Genomic DNA, 16,172 nt, shown 5'->3' with positions numbered 1-16,172 from the left:
TATGACCGAAAACAATTACATAACCTTTATTGCCTAAGTAAAACAGCAAATTCTCCGTAGCCACTATCAAGCAGCTCGTTTGGTGAATCGTGAGCAATTGCTATTGTATTTTATGGTAGGAAAACAACTTGCCGAAAAAGTAAATACCGATAATTGGGAACGTATTAGTAAAAGTAGCTATTATGCACTTGGCGAACTGAAAACAAAAGAGTTGGGATGTGATAATAGCACAGGTACCCAAAAGGCTTTGCAAACCGTAGATTATGTAAAAAATATACGAGGTTGGTTGATGAGTATAAATGGTGTAGAAAACGCTGACTTACAAGACAATAAAGACCTATTCGGTATGCGTTTGACTTATGATGGCATAAACGCATCTAATGATAATGCAGAGGTAAGCAATACATTTTTTAATGGAAATATTGTAAAGCAAGAATGGAATACCCTAAAAAATACCACAACTGGTACAACTGCCAATGGCAAGCAGACTTATGACTACAAATATGACCGACTAAACCGCCTCATGGAAGCAAACTTTGTTGGTTCTTTAACAGAAGGCTTGAGTGTAAAAATGTATGATATTACCAATCCATTACGTAACTATGACCTAAATGGTAACATTAGATACTTAAAACGTACTAAAGCAGGTGTAACTACTCCAATGGACGAATTGATATATAGCTATACTGCTAACCAACTAAACAAAGTAGATGATAATGGAGATGTCAACCAACTATTTAAAGATAGAGCCTATGCCACTGATTATCTGTATGATGCAGCAGGCAATATGAAACAAGATAAAAATAAAGACTTAACAATACAATATAACCATCTCAACCTACCTGGTGAAATGACCCGTGATGATGGTAGTAGTGGTTTTAGGAAAAGTAATAGTACTGATAATAATGGTAACATAAAGCATTATTATGCAGGTGATGCTAAAGTAAGAATGGAGATTTATTATCTTAATACAGGTGTTATAAAAAAAGCGTACGATTATGTAGCGGGAATGGTATATATACAAGAAGGTCAAATAGGCCCCAAAACACTTGACTTTGTACCAAGCCACGAAGGACGTGCATTACTAACCCGTAAGGTACTGAATACACCAACCGACCCCGAGGAAGGTGATAAATTTAGATACGAATATAGTCTAAAAGACCATTTGGGTAACCTTAGAGTAAGTTGCCGTTGTGGCGAACCAAAACGTAATGCCTCGGGTACAATAATACCCGAAGGCACAGTAGGTGCAGGCATAGAAGCCTTAGCAGTAGTACAAGAAAACCACTATGACCCTTGGGGTTTAAGTTTTGGGGTAAATACAGAAGTACAAGCCAATGAGTTGACAAATAAATATCAATATAATGGAAAAGAAGAAATAAAAGACTTAGATATTGGTTTATATGAATATGGTTATAGATGGTATGATGCAACAATTGCAAGATTTGTACAAGTTGACCCATTAGCTGAAAAATATTCTTATAAAAGTGAATTTGATTATGCTGAAAACAGCCCTATAAGTGGCGTTGATTTAGATGGTTTAGAGTTTTACTATGCCGCCGATGGTAGGTTCTTAAATCAAGGGAGTGATAAAAATAACAAGGATGTATATTCACAAAGAGCAACAGGAGAAAAGAGAACCATTTCAATAACAACATATGCAGAAGGTGGTCAAGAAATAGTAACTGATGTTGAAGCAGATGTTTATGAAAATGTTAAAGTTTCAAGTAATCATGACGAATTTTTGAAATTTGCAGGTTTGGTGTTCAATGAAGACCCATCTACTAAAGAAGCAGCTTTTGCAACAGGTAGTGCAGTAATCAATTATCTTAACTTTAGGAATGAAAATAAAATTAAGACAACACTCGCAGATTTATTAAATGGACGTTTCAGTTCAGCTAAAAAAGATTTTACAGTTGATAATAAAAATGATAAAAAGAAAAATTCTATTGCTGCTGTTATCAATGCATTATCTGGTGGATTTGATTATTCGAATGGTGCTACTCATTGGGATGGATTTGATTTTGCAATGAAAGGCTTTGACCATGTTAAACCTACAAATCAAGGAGTAGATATTGCTGAAGATCACTTTAACCAATTTAAATTAGCTTGGCCAAGTAGTTTATTAAGGGCTTATAGTCAGAATAAAAATGCTACTTTTTCCTCGAACTTAACATCTGGTATTCATGAAGCAACAGGAAGTAATAAAGGTAGGGTTTTATATAAATCAGCTGCTGTAGTAGGAAAAACAATTTTTTGGAAACCAAATAAAGATGCTAAACAAAATGCAGGATATTCGTGGAAATACTATTAAAATTAGACTAATTGTAATTTTAAATCTTTTTTTTTCTATCATTAACTTATATGGTTGTTTTTCACAAAATAACCATATAATTAAAGGAAATGAAAAAATAGATTCAATGAAAAACGTATTAAAAAGTTGCCTTCCAAGAGATACAATAAATGAGAAGATGGGCTTTTTCGTTAAATATATATTATCAGACTCCACTTATAATATTCAAGTAAAAATAAAAAATAAAACTAAATATTTAGGGTATCAATTTGATTGTAATGTCCCCCTGTCAATTGTTCCATATTATGAATGGTCGAATAATAATATTTTATCATTGAGGAGGTCTTGTGGCACATTCTGTTCTATAAACTTATTTTTTCAAATAAAGAATAATGAACTGTATGAGTTTGAAAAACAAAACGTTCTATGTTATGATAAAGATAGAAGCTTAATCGCTTACATTTTAGATGATACTATTGTCATTGAAAATTTGATGAATGGACAAAAGAAAGTACATAGTTTAACTGGTGCAAGTGTTTGTAACTATTCGATTATAGAGTGTATTTCTGAATGCAAATTCATTAAGCACTATTTTAAAATTGAATATTCGGGTTTGAAAAAGAATATAAGGACAAAACTAATAAATAAGATTTTACTACCTCAAGCTTTATTAGATGAAAAGAGACGTTAAACGTACCAATCTATGAAGATAGATTAAATGTAATATTATCATCATAATATAAGAACTTTAACTATTTTAAAATTTGTAATAATCTATGGAACTTAAAAATATTGCAATACTAATATTTATACCATACACACTTTTGGCTCAAAAAGGTAAATGGGAGAACTATAGTGACCGCCAAAACCTGAATAAAAATCAAAACAAAAATGATTTTCTTCCTAATGCCAACAAAATACAAACGGCCGCTTCAATAACAAACCCCACCCCTCGAAATGCCTCTATCAATTGGCAAGATAAACAGGGCAATATCTACATATTTGGAGGTTTAGGAACAGATGATAATCTCAATGAGGGTTCGTTTGCAGATTTATGGCAATTTAGCTCTAAGGATTTAGTATGGAAAAACTTGAGCGGAAGTCGAGAAATTGAAAAGTTCAATAAAGATAATAACAAGAAATTGAATCCTACGGCTACAGCTCCCACAGCACGCCAAGGTGCGGCAACTTGGGCAGACAAGCAAGGAAATTTGTATTTGTTTGGAGGTAACACAGGTATGTTAGATGAATATTTAAGCGATTTTTGGATGTTTGACCTCAAAAAACAAACGTGGAGTAAACTATCAAATACCCAAGAATTTAATAAAAAAAGTCAATCATCAGGCAAAAACAAGAACAATACTACTAATTCACCCGCAGCAAGAGCAAAAGCTACAACTTGGGTAGATAATAAAGGGGATTTTTGGCTTTTTGGTGGCACTGCACACGATTATGCTCAAAGTAGGGATGTTTATTTCAATGATTTGTGGAAGTATGATACAAATAAAAATAATTGGGTATGGGTAAGTGGAAATTTGGATGGTAATACCAGGGTTTTAAAAACCGAAATTTCGCCATCTGCCAGAGCTTCAAGTGCTGCATGGTTCGATGATATAAACAATGTACTATGTTTGTATGGAGGATTTGGCCTAAATGCAGAAGTAACAGCTTATGGTGGTTTGTCTGATATGTGGATATTTGATGTAAAGAAAGAAAAGTGGACATTAAAATCTGGAGATGATAAATTGTTTCAATCTGCAAATATCAAATCCTTTGCCAAAGAAAATAGTGCTAATAATCCAGGATACAGATTTAGTAGCATTACATGGAAAGACAAGAAAGGAAATTTTTGGCTCTTTGGTGGGCAATACGGTTTTAAAAATGACACTTTAAAGTCAGATAGAATGCTTTGGAAATACAATAATAAAACATCTAATTGGAGTGCTATATTTACAAATACCGCTCCTCCAATAATGGCATCAGGTGCTGCAATGATTGATGACCTGAATAATGTTTGGTTATTATGTGGAGAGTTTATTGATAATAGTCTTAACATGAAGTACAGTAATACTATTTGGAAGTTTAATGAAGAATAACAACTTTTATATGAAAAAAATACTACTATTAATAATGTGTGCTATAAACGTGATAGCACAAACACCTAATAAATTTAGTGAAATTCCACCAGCACCTAATGCAGCAAATCTTGGTAAATATGGAGAAATTCCAGTGAATCAAAGTACTGGTGCATTAAACTTAAATATTCCATTGCTTTCAATTTCGGAAGGCGATATTAATTGGCCTATCTCACTCAGCTATAATTATTCAGGCTTTAAGCCAATGGAACACGCTGGATGGGTTGGTAGAGGCTGGGCATTAAATGGGGGAGGTGTAATTACTCGTACCGTTAGAGGCCTTGCCGATGAAACTCAAAATTTTGGTTTTTTAGCAATAGGTGCAGAATTTGCTAATCTACTCTTAGTTAATCCTATAGAATCTACAGTTAGTTCGAGTCCAATTTTCCAAAATAAAGATTTGGGAACTTATGATACCGAACCCGATATCTTTTATTTTAATGCAGGAAGTCTTAGTGGAAAATTCTTTTTTGGACAAGATGGAAATCCTCATGTTGTAACCAATAGAAAAATTAAAATAGAAAAAACTTTGGCTCTCAGTGGAACAAACCCCGACGACCACTCAACAAATGGTATAATTGAATCTTTCACAATTACTGATGAAGCAGGATTTCAATATTTTTTCAATGTAAAGGAATATTCTACAAGTGCCATGGGGTTAGGAAGTAGTTCGCCTTGGGAAATATCAACTTGGCATCTAAAACATGTATTATCTCCAACTGGTAAAAAGCTTGTATTTAACTATACTGTCGGAGGGGAAACAACTATAATATCTCCAAACTTTGTGGAAAAAGGGATATATGGTGGGTGTACTGGTTGCGAGGTGTCAGTTGGAGGTTCTAATTTTGTTAATGATATTTCATATAGTTTTGCAGAAGAAAAGTTTTTAACCTCAATTGAGGTTTCGGATGGTTTGTCTAAGGTTGAATTTAACAGTCAAATAATTTCAGACCAATTTTCTAATCAGACAAGTACAACCCGTAAGCTCAATTCGGTCGTTCTAAAAAGTCAAATAGACAATTCTATAATTATAAAGAAAAATTTCATTTATAACGATACATTTTCCGATTTATTGGCAAGTATCAAAGATGAAAGTAGCCTTGGTACGTTTTTAGAACCTCATAAATTTGAATATTTTGATGGTATTTCGGCCCTTAATCTGTACATGACAAAAGCAATTGACCATTGGGGTTATTACAATGGAAGTAATAACTCAAATACATTAATTCCTGAATTTGGAGCAAACAGAAACCCTAATTTTAATTCTGCAAAAAGAAAAGCTTTAAAGAAAATAACCTATCCAACAGGTGGTTCTTCCTTAATAACTTATGAGCAAAATGAATATAGTTTTACTTCAACTGCTTTTATAACAGGCGATTTGATTGATGTAGAAAATCATTATTTTGCTTATGAGGCAGCAGGAAATACTTTCTTACCAAGTACTCCCATTACTGTTAATTATCCATCAAATTATAACGTTACAGTTTACTGGGAATATATAGATGAAACCTGTTGCCCTAATAATCAATGTAGTGGTTCTTTTCTTCCCAGTTCTGGGGTTTTATCGCCAGGACAAAGTTATTCAGATGGATATTTTATCACTCAATCTCAAATAGCTGATTTAGGTGTTCCATGTAATGCTTCCTTGCATATTTTTGCCTATGTTACACTAAATAATGTAATTGGTTTGAATAAAAAGTATGGACCGGGTATTAGAATTAAAAAAATAGAAAATGTTGAGCCTGTTCGTGGTACAACAGAATCAAAAGAATATTTCTATAATAATAGTACTAATATTGACCTTTCAAGTGGAGGTATTAATCATAGTCCAGTTTATACAGGTGCTACTTATTTAACCGTAGAGAATTCAACTATCCCATTTTCATTTTATAGAAATTCTTCAATTTTACCAATAGGTTCACCAATGGTGATTTATGAAAATGTTGATGAAGTAATAGGTAATAACATCCGAAATAATTATACATTTACAACATATAAAGAACCTTATCTTGATATAAATTCCATGCCTGCAGTTCTCCAATCTAATGTAGAAGTAATAGGAAGCTCAGAGAACTATGACTTTAGTAGAGGGAAACTTTTGAGTTTAAAGAACTATAAAAATTTAAGTACGTTAGTGAGTAAGACTGATTACGTTTATAGCTTCAATAAAGTCACTGGAATTGGATTACAAAATAATTTTGAATACAAAATTCCTTCAATGTATTATGAGTCATTAGTATCAATAACACTTTCTAATGCCTACAATTCTATAAGTAAGAATTTATTTTGGAATAAGTTTTACTATAATGTAGCCAGCTTTTTAGAAAAAACAAAAGAAACTACTACTTTATATAATGATTCAGATAATATTGGAGTAGTAGAAACCAAAGAATATTTTTATGAAAAAGAAAATCATCTTCAATTAACCAAAACCTTAACAACCAAGTCGAATGGAGATAAGGTAGAAATGACCAGTAAGTACCCTCATGATTATCTATCAATCCCGTCGAGAGCAAGTTTTATTAATCAATTAATAGCTGAAAATCGAGTTTCAACACCTATTGAACAATTCACCGTTTTAGAAAAATCACCAACAAATAGAAAGGTGTTAGATGCTTCTGTTACAACATTTAAGTCATTTCCTGGTAATGCTAATAAGGCAACTTTGTTAATGCCCTATAAACAATTTGTATTTAATAGAGAGTTATCAGGAGTTATAAGTAATTCTTATGATGGAACTACTGACGATATTATTTCAAATAGTAGTTACAGAGAAATATTAAGATTTAATGATTATAATAATTTGGGTAAAATAGGGTCCGTTACAACAAATAAAAACGAAAATATTTCATATTTATATGCTTATAAAGGTGTTTATCCAATAGCAGAAATTAAAAACTCTCTTTGGTCAGCGGAATTATCTACTGCCGAAACCTTTATTTTAAATTCAACAAATTCACAAACTATTCAAAGTACTTTAGATGGATTAAGAACTGCACTACCAAATAATTTGATAACAGGATATACTTACAAATCTTTAGTTGGAGTAGAAAAAGTGATTTCTCCCAATGGTTTAATAACTTCTTATAATTATGATTCATTCAATAGGCTGAAAGAAGTTAAAGATACAAATGGTAAAGTTGTAAAATCTTATCAGTATAATTACAAGGCACAATAACCGAAAAAGCCCTCTTTCGAGGGCTTTTTCGGTTTCAATAATACCCAGAAGAAATATTTCGCCAAAAATCCTAAAAGATAAAAACCTAACACTATTTCAACCAGCATTAAGCAAGATAAAATATCCAAAATAAAAAGCAAGACCTTCAAAATTGCATTTGCCGGTTGAGTTCTAAATTTTAATTTGTTTAGTTAGTTCTCTTACAATCTTGAGTATGAAAGCTATTAATTGGCTGAGCAATGATTGTTTTTCTTGGTTTTCCATTTTCTTATTTGTCTATTTTAAGTAATTCACTCGCCAGAATCATTTTACACTCATGTTTGATTTTCTCAGCGATGATTTATACATCAATATCTTGATTGAACACAGGTATTTTTCGGTCAGAAGTATGAAATCTACCTTATTTCAAGATTCCAGACTTACATTTATCAGAAATAGATAGAATTTTGACTCTCAAACAAATAACTATTATGACTAACCATATCGGAGAACCACCCAATTAACGCAGATTAATTAACATTAACCTTGATTAACCTTGATTAACCTCAATTAACCCGAATTAACCTCTAAGTGGTTAATTCGGGTTTCTTATTTTTATATCAACATCAAAAACATAAAATACAATGCAAGAACTCAGAACAGGTAGAGCATTACAGTTGGAAGGACTTGAAAATGCTCGAAACAAAGTAACACTTGGCTTTAAATGCGATGCTGGTACAAAGATTTCGTTGGCACAAGAAGCCCGTCAAAGTGGAATGACTTTGAGCGAATATGTTGATACTATTATCTCAGCTCGACATTACCAAAACCAACAAAGTACAAACTCCTATTTCAACTCGGATTTCAAGTTAAGATTAGAGAAGGCGAAACAAGAAAATCAACAAATTTTGAGAGCATTAGAGTTTTATGAAAACAATACCAATCTTAAAAATCTACTCTTTCAACACCAGGGCAAGCAAATACAATTTCAAGATGCCTATGGAAGAAATCAAGAAATTAGAATCCAATCCGTAGCCGACATTTTCACAGTTATTGTTCATTCATTCAAAACCAATTAAAGCCATGTTAGAGCAAGTTTCATTCCCGTTTTCGGATACTAAACTACCAGTTTTCTCCAATTCTTTTGAAGGAGATAGAGAAAGTAATCCTTTTAAATGGTTAGGTATAATTATTTTCATCATTCTTTTTTTAGCAGGTGGTTTTCTGTACGTATTATATAAACAGAAGCAAAAAGAGCGGGAAGAACTCAAAAAGGCAGAGAGAGAAAAGCAGATAGATTCTAATGACAATGTTTAAACTATGTTTAAACCACTAATTTTAAACGCCAAATTTTAGCAATAAAAAATCCTGATAATCGTTTGATTATCAGGATTTTTAAGAGGTGGGCCCACTTGGAATCGAACCAAGCACCTACTGATTATGAGTCAGTTGCTCTACACATATAGATACTTATCAATACTTATATAACTTACTTATAATCAATTATATAACACATTTAATTTTATGAATTGTTTTGCAAATATATCAATTATTATTAAATTTGTTGTGCAAAATGTTGTGCAACAATATAAATAATAACCTCCAAATATGGGACTCTTAAAACCCACCTTTGCAATAATTCAAGACACAAGAAAAGCTAATATTGAAGGCAAATACCCTTTGAAGCTGAGGGTCATTTTCAATAGGCAAAATAGAACTTATAGTATTGGGATAGATTTGTCAAAAGAACAATTTGAAAAACTATTTTCTTCAAAGCTAAGAGATGAATGGTTGAAAGATGTAAGACTTAACTGTGAAGCCATTAAACAAAAAGCAGAAGAAGTTGGAAGTAAAATTGATGAATTCACTTTTGATAAATTTAAAGACACTTTTTTTGTCAACCCAGAAGAGCAGGTAAAATCAAAAGATGTTTACAAAAATTTTGAAAACTATATTTCTGCATTAAAAAGCCAAAGCAGGGTTTCTACTGCTGATTCTTACACCTGTGCATCAAATTCATTAAAGAAGTTTAAGAAAAAATTGACATTTGAAGATATTACACCAAAATTCTTAAATGATTATGAAAAATCAATGTTAAATGAAGGGAACTCATCTACTACTATTGGTATCTATTTAAGAAGTCTCAGAACAATATATAATCAAGCTATTGAAAATGGGATAATTGCAAAAGAGCTATATCCATTCAAGAAAAACAAATTTCAAATACCAGCCAGCAGAAACATCAAGAAAGCCTTCACAATATCTGAGATTGAGAAGATTTTCAATTATGAAACTATCACAGGAACATCAGAAGATAAAGCCAAAGATTTGTGGTGCTTATCATATTTATGCCAAGGAATTAATCTAAAAGACTTAGCAAGACTCAAAATTAAAAATCTTGAATCTGATAAAATTACATTCATTAGAGCCAAAACCCAACTTTCAACAAAAGCAAATCAAAGTGCCATAACAATTATATTGTCAGATAAAGCCAAAGAAATTATTGATAAGTGGAAGAATAGAAGTAATAATCCTGATGATTATTTATTGCCAATCCTTGAGCCAAAGGTTACTCCAAAAAGAGAAAAAGAGTTAATTCAATATACAAACAAGTTGATAAATACCTACATGAAGAGAATAGGATTAAAACTTGGTTTTGAAAAAATGCCCCTTTTCTACTCTGCAAGGCACTCATTTGCAACTGTACTCAAGAGAAGTGGTGTTTCAACAGAATTTATCTCAGAAGCATTAGGACATAGTAACCTTGCCACAACACAATCCTATCTTGATAGCTTTGAGGATGAAACTAAAAAGCAATATGCCAACCTTCTGACAAAGTTTAATTGATTTTTTTGATATGAAATGTGTCCAATTACATCTAAACAAGTCAAAATAGATGTTTCTTAATTTTTAAATTTGCCCACTCCAAGGGAAGCTATAAATACAATTATTTAAAAAAGCATGGATAAAATAGAAGACATGAATTCATTTTTCACTTTTCTTCAAGAACATATAGAGAAAGGTGGATATGAAAATATGAAGAAAAAGTATTCAATCTTAGATTTTGAATTAAGCACTTATAAAATAGATGAAGATGGCACATACATTTTTGAGCCAAGAAAGTATGATGATTATGTAGGTTATTCTGCACGCGAGGCTGATGGTGGAGAAATTATCTTGCATAAAAATTTCACAGATTACTTAATTATAAATCCTTCAAAACTTACTTACTACAAGAAAACTATTTACAGTGATAATGGTGAAATATTTGAAGAAGTAAAAGACTGTTTCCATGATGATTTAGTTAAGCTGTACAAATCTCAATTAGGATTTTTGAAAAAATGCTTTGCCAACTCCTTAATGAAAGATGTGACTGATGTCAATAGAAATAGCTTTAATGAAGGAATGTTACTAAAACTAAACTATTTTTTAGAATTATCAGAGAACCAAGATTATATAGTTCCAGCACAAGATGGAATTACTAAAAATTTACTCAATTTATTTTTACAAGATTCAGTAAATTGGATAAAGAAACAAAAAACTGGAGAAACACAAACCCAAAAGCCACTTGAAGAAATTATAGACATTGACTTTAATTGCATTGTTAGGTTTAATAATATGCCATTAAAAATGGTTTGGGAACACTTTAAACCCCTAACTACAACTAAAAGTAAGAATGGCAAACCCCATTTAACAGAAGAGCAATTTAAAACTTTTATTATAGAAATCTTTATTAATGATAATTATCCTCTTCCAAATAAAATTGAATTAAATGTAGAGGATGGAGAGAGACAAAGTGTAATATACAAATTTTACCAATTTTATAATAATGCAAAATTTGATTATGAGAGTACAAAAAATTGTAAACCCAAATATGTGAAACTTTTGACAGACAATTTTACAAAGTTTGACTATGATAAGGTTTTTGATAACTTTCATAAAAAGTCATAGATAACTATTTATACTACCACCAATACCACAAAAGTACTTTGTTAGTACTGTTAATATTTTGTTTTTACTGCCAATACTTCTTTAAAAAACACCATTTGTAGCCTACATAATTTTGGTACATAATCATTTATTTAATAAAAGTTATGTATCAGCAAATGGTGTTAATTACCCCCTCAGAACTCCAAACACTCATCCAGAATGCAGTGAATGTAGCAGTTCAACAGTTTAGCCTTCCTCAAAAAATAGACCCTTTGCCTGAATCAAAATATTTGACACTTGACCAGGCATGTACCTACTTAAATGTAGCAAAGCCAACCCTTTATGGATATGTTAGCAATAGATTCATTCCTTACATCAAGAAAGGTAAGAAGCTTTACTTTGAAAGAAAAGAGCTTGAATCTTGGCTACATGAAGGGAGAAAGAGTACAAAAAAGGAACTATTCAATAACTTAAAATTATCAAAATAATGAGTCAAGAGCAACTGCTTTCCACATTGTTGGAAATTGAAAAATTAGTCAAAGCAAGAGCAACACAAGAAATTAGAATTGCCCCTGCATTAATAGAAAGAGATGGGATTGGTATTATCAGAAAAGGAACTATTAATTCTATACAGGGTGGGTTTGGTTCTCACAAATCAAGACTTGGAGAAGGGCTTTGTTCTCTCTTACTTGATAAAGGTTGTAAGTCTGAATTTTTAGGCTTTAAAAAATTAGCCAGTGACCCAATAACTGTCTGCTATTTGGACACTGAAAGAAATACTATAGAAGAATTCCCACAATCAATAAAGAGTATTTTAGCCAATTCTTGTAACACTGATGGTACAAATTTTAGATTTACCAGCCTCAAAAAGGTAGAGAGAAAGGACAGATTAAACGCCCTAAAAGTATTTCTAAGTGATGTTAGAAGAACCACAACTAATCACCTGTTTGTAGTTTTAGATGTAGTAACTGACTGTATAAGCAATTTTAATGACCCATCAGAATCAATGGAGTTGTATGATTATATAGGCAATTTAGCAGAGGATGAAGATGCCACATTTCTCCTAATCATTCATCAAAACCCAGGTTCTGATAAAGCCAGAGGGCATCTTGGAACAGAAGGTACTAATAAAGCCTCAACAGTATTCAGTATTGGTTTTGAAAAGAACAAAAGCAATGAAGATACTGATTTGATTAGGCTGAAATTCATGAAATTGAGAAGTGCCAAGAAGCCTGAAAATATCTATATTAAATATGATGAAACTCAAAAAGGCTTGGTATTAGCAAAAGCTTCTGAAGTTAAAGCTGTATTATCAGATAGAAGACAAAAGGCTGAAAATGAAGAAGTTGCAGATTTCTTGGGTAGTTTCATGGAAGAGTCAAGAGAATACTCTCAACAAGAAATTCTTCAAGCTATCAATACACAATTTAATTGTACAGATAATACTTCAAAAGTTAGATTAAGAGAAATAGAGCAATGTAAATTGGAGTTATTGAATAGTGAAAATATCCCTTGCAGATTGATTAGTAAAACTGTAAATGGCAAACCAACAAGATACAATCTGGCTGCATTGCCACAAGAAGAATTAGAATTAATTTAAAACCAACCCAACCAATATCTTACTATATAGATATTAATGTGTTGGTTGGCTTAAATAATAAAACAAAATGAACTTTATTGGTGAAATCAAAGAAGTCTTTCCAGTAGTTGAAATGACTATAAATGAAGAAGTAAGTAAGAAAGTAGAGTTTTTACTTGAAATTGAATCAGGCAAATTCCCAAGAAGCATTGCAGTGGAAGTTTGGAATGACAAAATAAATAATCCAAATATTGTAGTTGGAAATCATGTATTAGTTGTAGCAAATCTGAAGGCAAGAAGAGTCAAGGATAGGTTTTTTAACAATATCACAGCCAGCAAAATTGATTTAATTAACTAAAAAAAGCCCCTAACCAATATATTTATATTAATATAATCATTGTTTTGGTTGGGTACTTACATCAATCTTTCTAATCTTTTCTTGGAGTTATCTACAAATAACAATTTGAAAATTTTACTTCAAGAGAATATGATGAAAGCACAGTTTAATCATTTAAAAACTCCAAAAACAAGGAGTTGAAAACAATAAATTTTATAAAAAAATGAAAATATTACAAATTCTAAGAAGTAAATTGAAATTTTGGGAGCTTGAAACTTTAATATTAATCACTGCTTCCTATAAAAAACAAAGGGTGCTGGGTGATAAAAATGAAAAAGAGATACATGCAAATTTATATACTCAAGCAGTAATATTCAGAAAAGAAATAGAGTGCCTAATTCAATTTATTGACTTTTTAAAGAAAATGCTTGTAGAGCTAATTAATGGAGAATTAGATATTGATGAATATGATGAGGATGGTAGAACCATTTATGACAATATCATTTATTTTTTTTTAGAGGATACATTTTCACCAATTAAGCACAATGAAGGACTTGTTGAATACATTGAAACTCGATACAAAATGGACTCAATTCAAAATGCAGGAATTAAACAAACCTTTCCAATGCTGAATATTTCTAATGAAGATGAATCAAGTCAAATTACCCAACATGACATTTTCTCTCAGTCAACAGAAGATGATTTATTAAGAATTGAAACTTTAAATCAACTGGAATATTTCAGAACAACTATGGAGGTAGCTTATGAGATGTTCAAAGCCCAGAATTCTCCATTAGAAATTTTAGACTTCCTAAAAGAAGAAGGCATTATAGAAGCTTAAAGTTAAACTCAATATCTTCTCTTGGAGTTGCCTTCAAATTAAATGTAATCCATCTCCAAAGAAAAGTAATAATCAGCCTCAATCAGTCAAATGGTTGGGGCTTTTTTGTACTATAAAATAAACCAATTTTACAAATGGCAGGAGTTTTAGTATATTGCCAATCTATTTAAAATATACTAAATTATACAATGACTAACCACCAAGAAATTTCTTCCTTTATCTGGAATGTGTGTGATGATGTACTCAGAGGACTTTTCAAACAACATGAATATGGAGATGTAATCCTACCTTTTGTAGTATTAAGAAGGCTGGACTGTGTGCTTGAACCTCACAAAGATAAAGTACATGAACTCTACAATACCTACAAAGATAAAATTGAAGACCCAAGCCCAATTATTCAAAATCAGATTGGTTTGAGTTTCTTTAATCATTCACAATATGATTTATCAAGGCTTACTGCCAATAGCCTAAAACTCAATTTTCAAAACTACCTCAATGGCTATTCTAAGAATGTCCTTGAAATTATTGAGAATTTCCAGTTAGAAAAACCCATTGAAAAACTTCTCAAAAACAATAGGTTATACTTACTTATCACTAAGTTCAAAGAGATTGATTTACACCCTGATGTAGTGAATAACCACACTATGGGGCAGGTTTTTGAGGAATTACTGAGGAAATTCTCTGAGATGAGCAATGAAACCAGTGGAGAACACTATACCCCAAGAGATGTAGTAAAACTATTGGTAGCATTGGTATTTGCAGAAGACAAGGAAGACCTACAAGGTGAAGGCAAAATAAGAAGCATCTTTGACCCTTGTTGTGGTACAGGTGGAATGTTGAGCATTGGTAAAGAATGGATTCTTGAAAATATTAATGCTGATATTGACATTAGGCTATTTGGGCAGGAACTCAATCCTCAAACCTATGCCATCTGTAAATCAGATATGCTCATTACAGGGCAAAACCCTAATAATATTCATTTAGGTTCATCTCTTTCAGAAGATAAACTCCAAGATAAAACCTTTGATTACATGATTACTAATCCACCTTTTGGAGTTTCATGGAAATCTGAGCAGGATTTTGTTGAAGCAGAAGCTCAAAACCCACAAGGAAGGTTTGCTGTGGGTACTCCAAGAAGCTCTGATGGTTCATTGCTATTCTTGCAACACATGATTGCTAAAATGGAAACCAAAGGTAGCAGAGTTGGGGTGGTCTTTAATGGCTCTCCTTTGTTTACTGGTGATGCTGGCTCTGGTGAATCTGAAATCAGAAAATGGATAATTGAAAATGATTGGCTTGAAGCTATTGTAGCTCTGCCTGACCAACTCTTTTTCAATACTGGCATAAGTACCTATATCTGGATAGTTACCAACAAAAAGAAAGCCAACAGAAAAGGTAAAGTACAGCTTATCAATGCTACTAATTTTTGCCAGACCATGAAAAAATCATTGGGTAGCAAAAGAAAGTTTATCACTGATGAGCAAAGAGATGAGATTATAAAGCAATACCACTTTCCTACTGATGAATCAATAGTTAAGGTGTTTCCAAATGAGTATTTTGGCTATACCAAAGTAACTATTGAGCAGCCATTGATGGAAAATGATGCACCAGTGTTAGATAAGAAATCAAAGCTACCTAAAGCAGATGGTAGCCTTAGAGATTTTGAAAGAATCCCCCTATCAACTGATGTAGAAACCTACTTTGAAACAGAGGTAAAACCACACCTACCTAATGCTTGGATGGACAGAACCAAAGATAAAGTTGGCTATGAGATAAACTTTACCAAGTATTTTTATCAATATAAGCCTCTCAGAAGTTTGCAGGAAATTACAGCAGATTTATTGAAGCTGGAGGATGAAAGTGATGGTTTGTTTCAGAAGATAATTAAGAGATGAAAAGG

The 16,172-nt window shown here is 31.9% G+C and carries 13 protein-coding genes; all 13 read left to right on the top strand.

What is annotated here, in order from left to right:
* Positions 1 to 112 precede the first annotated feature (112 nt).
* The 13 genes from IEX65_RS18115 (at position 113) to IEX65_RS18055 (ending at position 16,167) form a co-directional block, all read left to right on the top strand.
* Positions 113 to 2,314, top strand: coding sequence for an RHS repeat-associated core domain-containing protein (locus IEX65_RS18115; protein WP_188767943.1), 2,202 nt, complete (start codon positions 113 to 115; stop codon positions 2,312 to 2,314).
* Positions 2,315 to 2,420: 106 nt separating this feature from the next.
* Entirely contained in the window at positions 2,421 to 2,984 is a 564-nt protein-coding gene (locus IEX65_RS18110; protein ID WP_188767941.1) for a hypothetical protein, read from the top strand.
* Positions 2,985 to 3,069: 85 nt separating this feature from the next.
* Positions 3,070 to 4,389, top strand: coding sequence for a Kelch repeat-containing protein (locus tag IEX65_RS18105; RefSeq protein WP_188767939.1), 1,320 nt, complete (start codon positions 3,070 to 3,072; stop codon positions 4,387 to 4,389).
* A gap of 10 nt (positions 4,390 to 4,399) precedes the next feature.
* The gene (locus tag IEX65_RS18100) at positions 4,400 to 7,606 is read left to right on the top strand and encodes an RHS repeat protein (RefSeq protein WP_188767938.1); all 3,207 of its coding nucleotides are present in this window, start codon (positions 4,400 to 4,402) and stop codon (positions 7,604 to 7,606) included.
* A 623-nt stretch (positions 7,607 to 8,229) separates the two neighbouring features.
* Entirely contained in the window at positions 8,230 to 8,664 is a 435-nt protein-coding gene (locus IEX65_RS18095; RefSeq protein ID WP_188767937.1) for a hypothetical protein, read from the top strand.
* A 4-nt stretch (positions 8,665 to 8,668) separates the two neighbouring features.
* A complete protein-coding gene (locus IEX65_RS18090) occupies positions 8,669 to 8,902 on the top strand; it encodes a hypothetical protein (protein ID WP_188767936.1) in 234 nt (77 codons plus the stop codon).
* Positions 8,903 to 9,193: 291 nt separating this feature from the next.
* Positions 9,194 to 10,432 carry a site-specific integrase gene (locus IEX65_RS18085; protein ID WP_188767935.1) on the top strand — a complete coding sequence of 413 codons (1,239 nt, stop codon included), beginning with the start codon at positions 9,194 to 9,196 and terminating at the stop codon, positions 10,430 to 10,432.
* A gap of 114 nt (positions 10,433 to 10,546) precedes the next feature.
* Entirely contained in the window at positions 10,547 to 11,536 is a 990-nt protein-coding gene (locus tag IEX65_RS18080; RefSeq protein ID WP_188767934.1) for a hypothetical protein, read from the top strand.
* A gap of 143 nt (positions 11,537 to 11,679) precedes the next feature.
* Positions 11,680 to 12,003 (top strand): helix-turn-helix domain-containing protein, encoded by a 324-nt coding sequence (locus IEX65_RS18075; protein ID WP_188767933.1) that lies wholly within the window; start codon positions 11,680 to 11,682, stop codon positions 12,001 to 12,003.
* Positions 12,003 to 13,115, top strand: a complete 1,113-nt coding sequence (locus IEX65_RS18070) for a hypothetical protein (protein WP_188767932.1) — start codon at positions 12,003 to 12,005, stop codon at positions 13,113 to 13,115. Before IEX65_RS18075 ends, IEX65_RS18070 begins: the two co-directional genes overlap by 1 nt.
* A 67-nt stretch (positions 13,116 to 13,182) precedes the next feature.
* Positions 13,183 to 13,452, top strand: a complete 270-nt coding sequence (locus IEX65_RS18065) for a DUF3127 domain-containing protein (protein ID WP_188767931.1) — start codon at positions 13,183 to 13,185, stop codon at positions 13,450 to 13,452.
* Between the two features lie 202 nt (positions 13,453 to 13,654).
* Entirely contained in the window at positions 13,655 to 14,272 is a 618-nt protein-coding gene (locus tag IEX65_RS18060; RefSeq protein WP_188767930.1) for a hypothetical protein, read from the top strand.
* A 188-nt stretch (positions 14,273 to 14,460) separates the two neighbouring features.
* On the top strand, positions 14,461 to 16,167 hold the full coding sequence (locus tag IEX65_RS18055; RefSeq protein WP_188767928.1) for a type I restriction-modification system subunit M: 1,707 nt from the start codon (positions 14,461 to 14,463) through the stop codon (positions 16,165 to 16,167).
* The last annotated feature ends 5 nt before the right edge of the window (positions 16,168 to 16,172 follow it).

It is taken from the genome of Emticicia aquatilis, from assembly GCF_014644295.1.
GTDB classification, from domain to species: domain Bacteria; phylum Bacteroidota; class Bacteroidia; order Cytophagales; family Spirosomataceae; genus Emticicia; species Emticicia aquatilis.
This window is presented reverse-complemented; position numbering and strand designations above follow the sequence as displayed.

Bases quoted from the DNA above. Each gene is read 5' to 3' on its own strand.
- IEX65_RS18115 (WP_188767943.1), top strand. From the start codon at position 113: ATGGTAGGAAAACAACTTGCCGAAAAAGTAAATACCGATAATTGGGAA.
- IEX65_RS18110 (WP_188767941.1), top strand. From the start codon at position 2,421: ATGAAAAACGTATTAAAAAGTTGCCTTCCAAGAGATACAATAAATGAG.
- IEX65_RS18105 (WP_188767939.1), top strand. From the start codon at position 3,070: ATGGAACTTAAAAATATTGCAATACTAATATTTATACCATACACACTT.
- IEX65_RS18100 (WP_188767938.1), top strand. From the start codon at position 4,400: ATGAAAAAAATACTACTATTAATAATGTGTGCTATAAACGTGATAGCA.
- IEX65_RS18095 (WP_188767937.1), top strand. From the start codon at position 8,230: ATGCAAGAACTCAGAACAGGTAGAGCATTACAGTTGGAAGGACTTGAA.
- IEX65_RS18090 (WP_188767936.1), top strand. From the start codon at position 8,669: ATGTTAGAGCAAGTTTCATTCCCGTTTTCGGATACTAAACTACCAGTT.
- IEX65_RS18085 (WP_188767935.1), top strand. From the start codon at position 9,194: ATGGGACTCTTAAAACCCACCTTTGCAATAATTCAAGACACAAGAAAA.
- IEX65_RS18080 (WP_188767934.1), top strand. From the start codon at position 10,547: ATGGATAAAATAGAAGACATGAATTCATTTTTCACTTTTCTTCAAGAA.
- IEX65_RS18075 (WP_188767933.1), top strand. From the start codon at position 11,680: ATGTATCAGCAAATGGTGTTAATTACCCCCTCAGAACTCCAAACACTC.
- IEX65_RS18070 (WP_188767932.1), top strand. From the start codon at position 12,003: ATGAGTCAAGAGCAACTGCTTTCCACATTGTTGGAAATTGAAAAATTA.
- IEX65_RS18065 (WP_188767931.1), top strand. From the start codon at position 13,183: ATGAACTTTATTGGTGAAATCAAAGAAGTCTTTCCAGTAGTTGAAATG.
- IEX65_RS18060 (WP_188767930.1), top strand. From the start codon at position 13,655: ATGAAAATATTACAAATTCTAAGAAGTAAATTGAAATTTTGGGAGCTT.
- IEX65_RS18055 (WP_188767928.1), top strand. From the start codon at position 14,461: ATGACTAACCACCAAGAAATTTCTTCCTTTATCTGGAATGTGTGTGAT.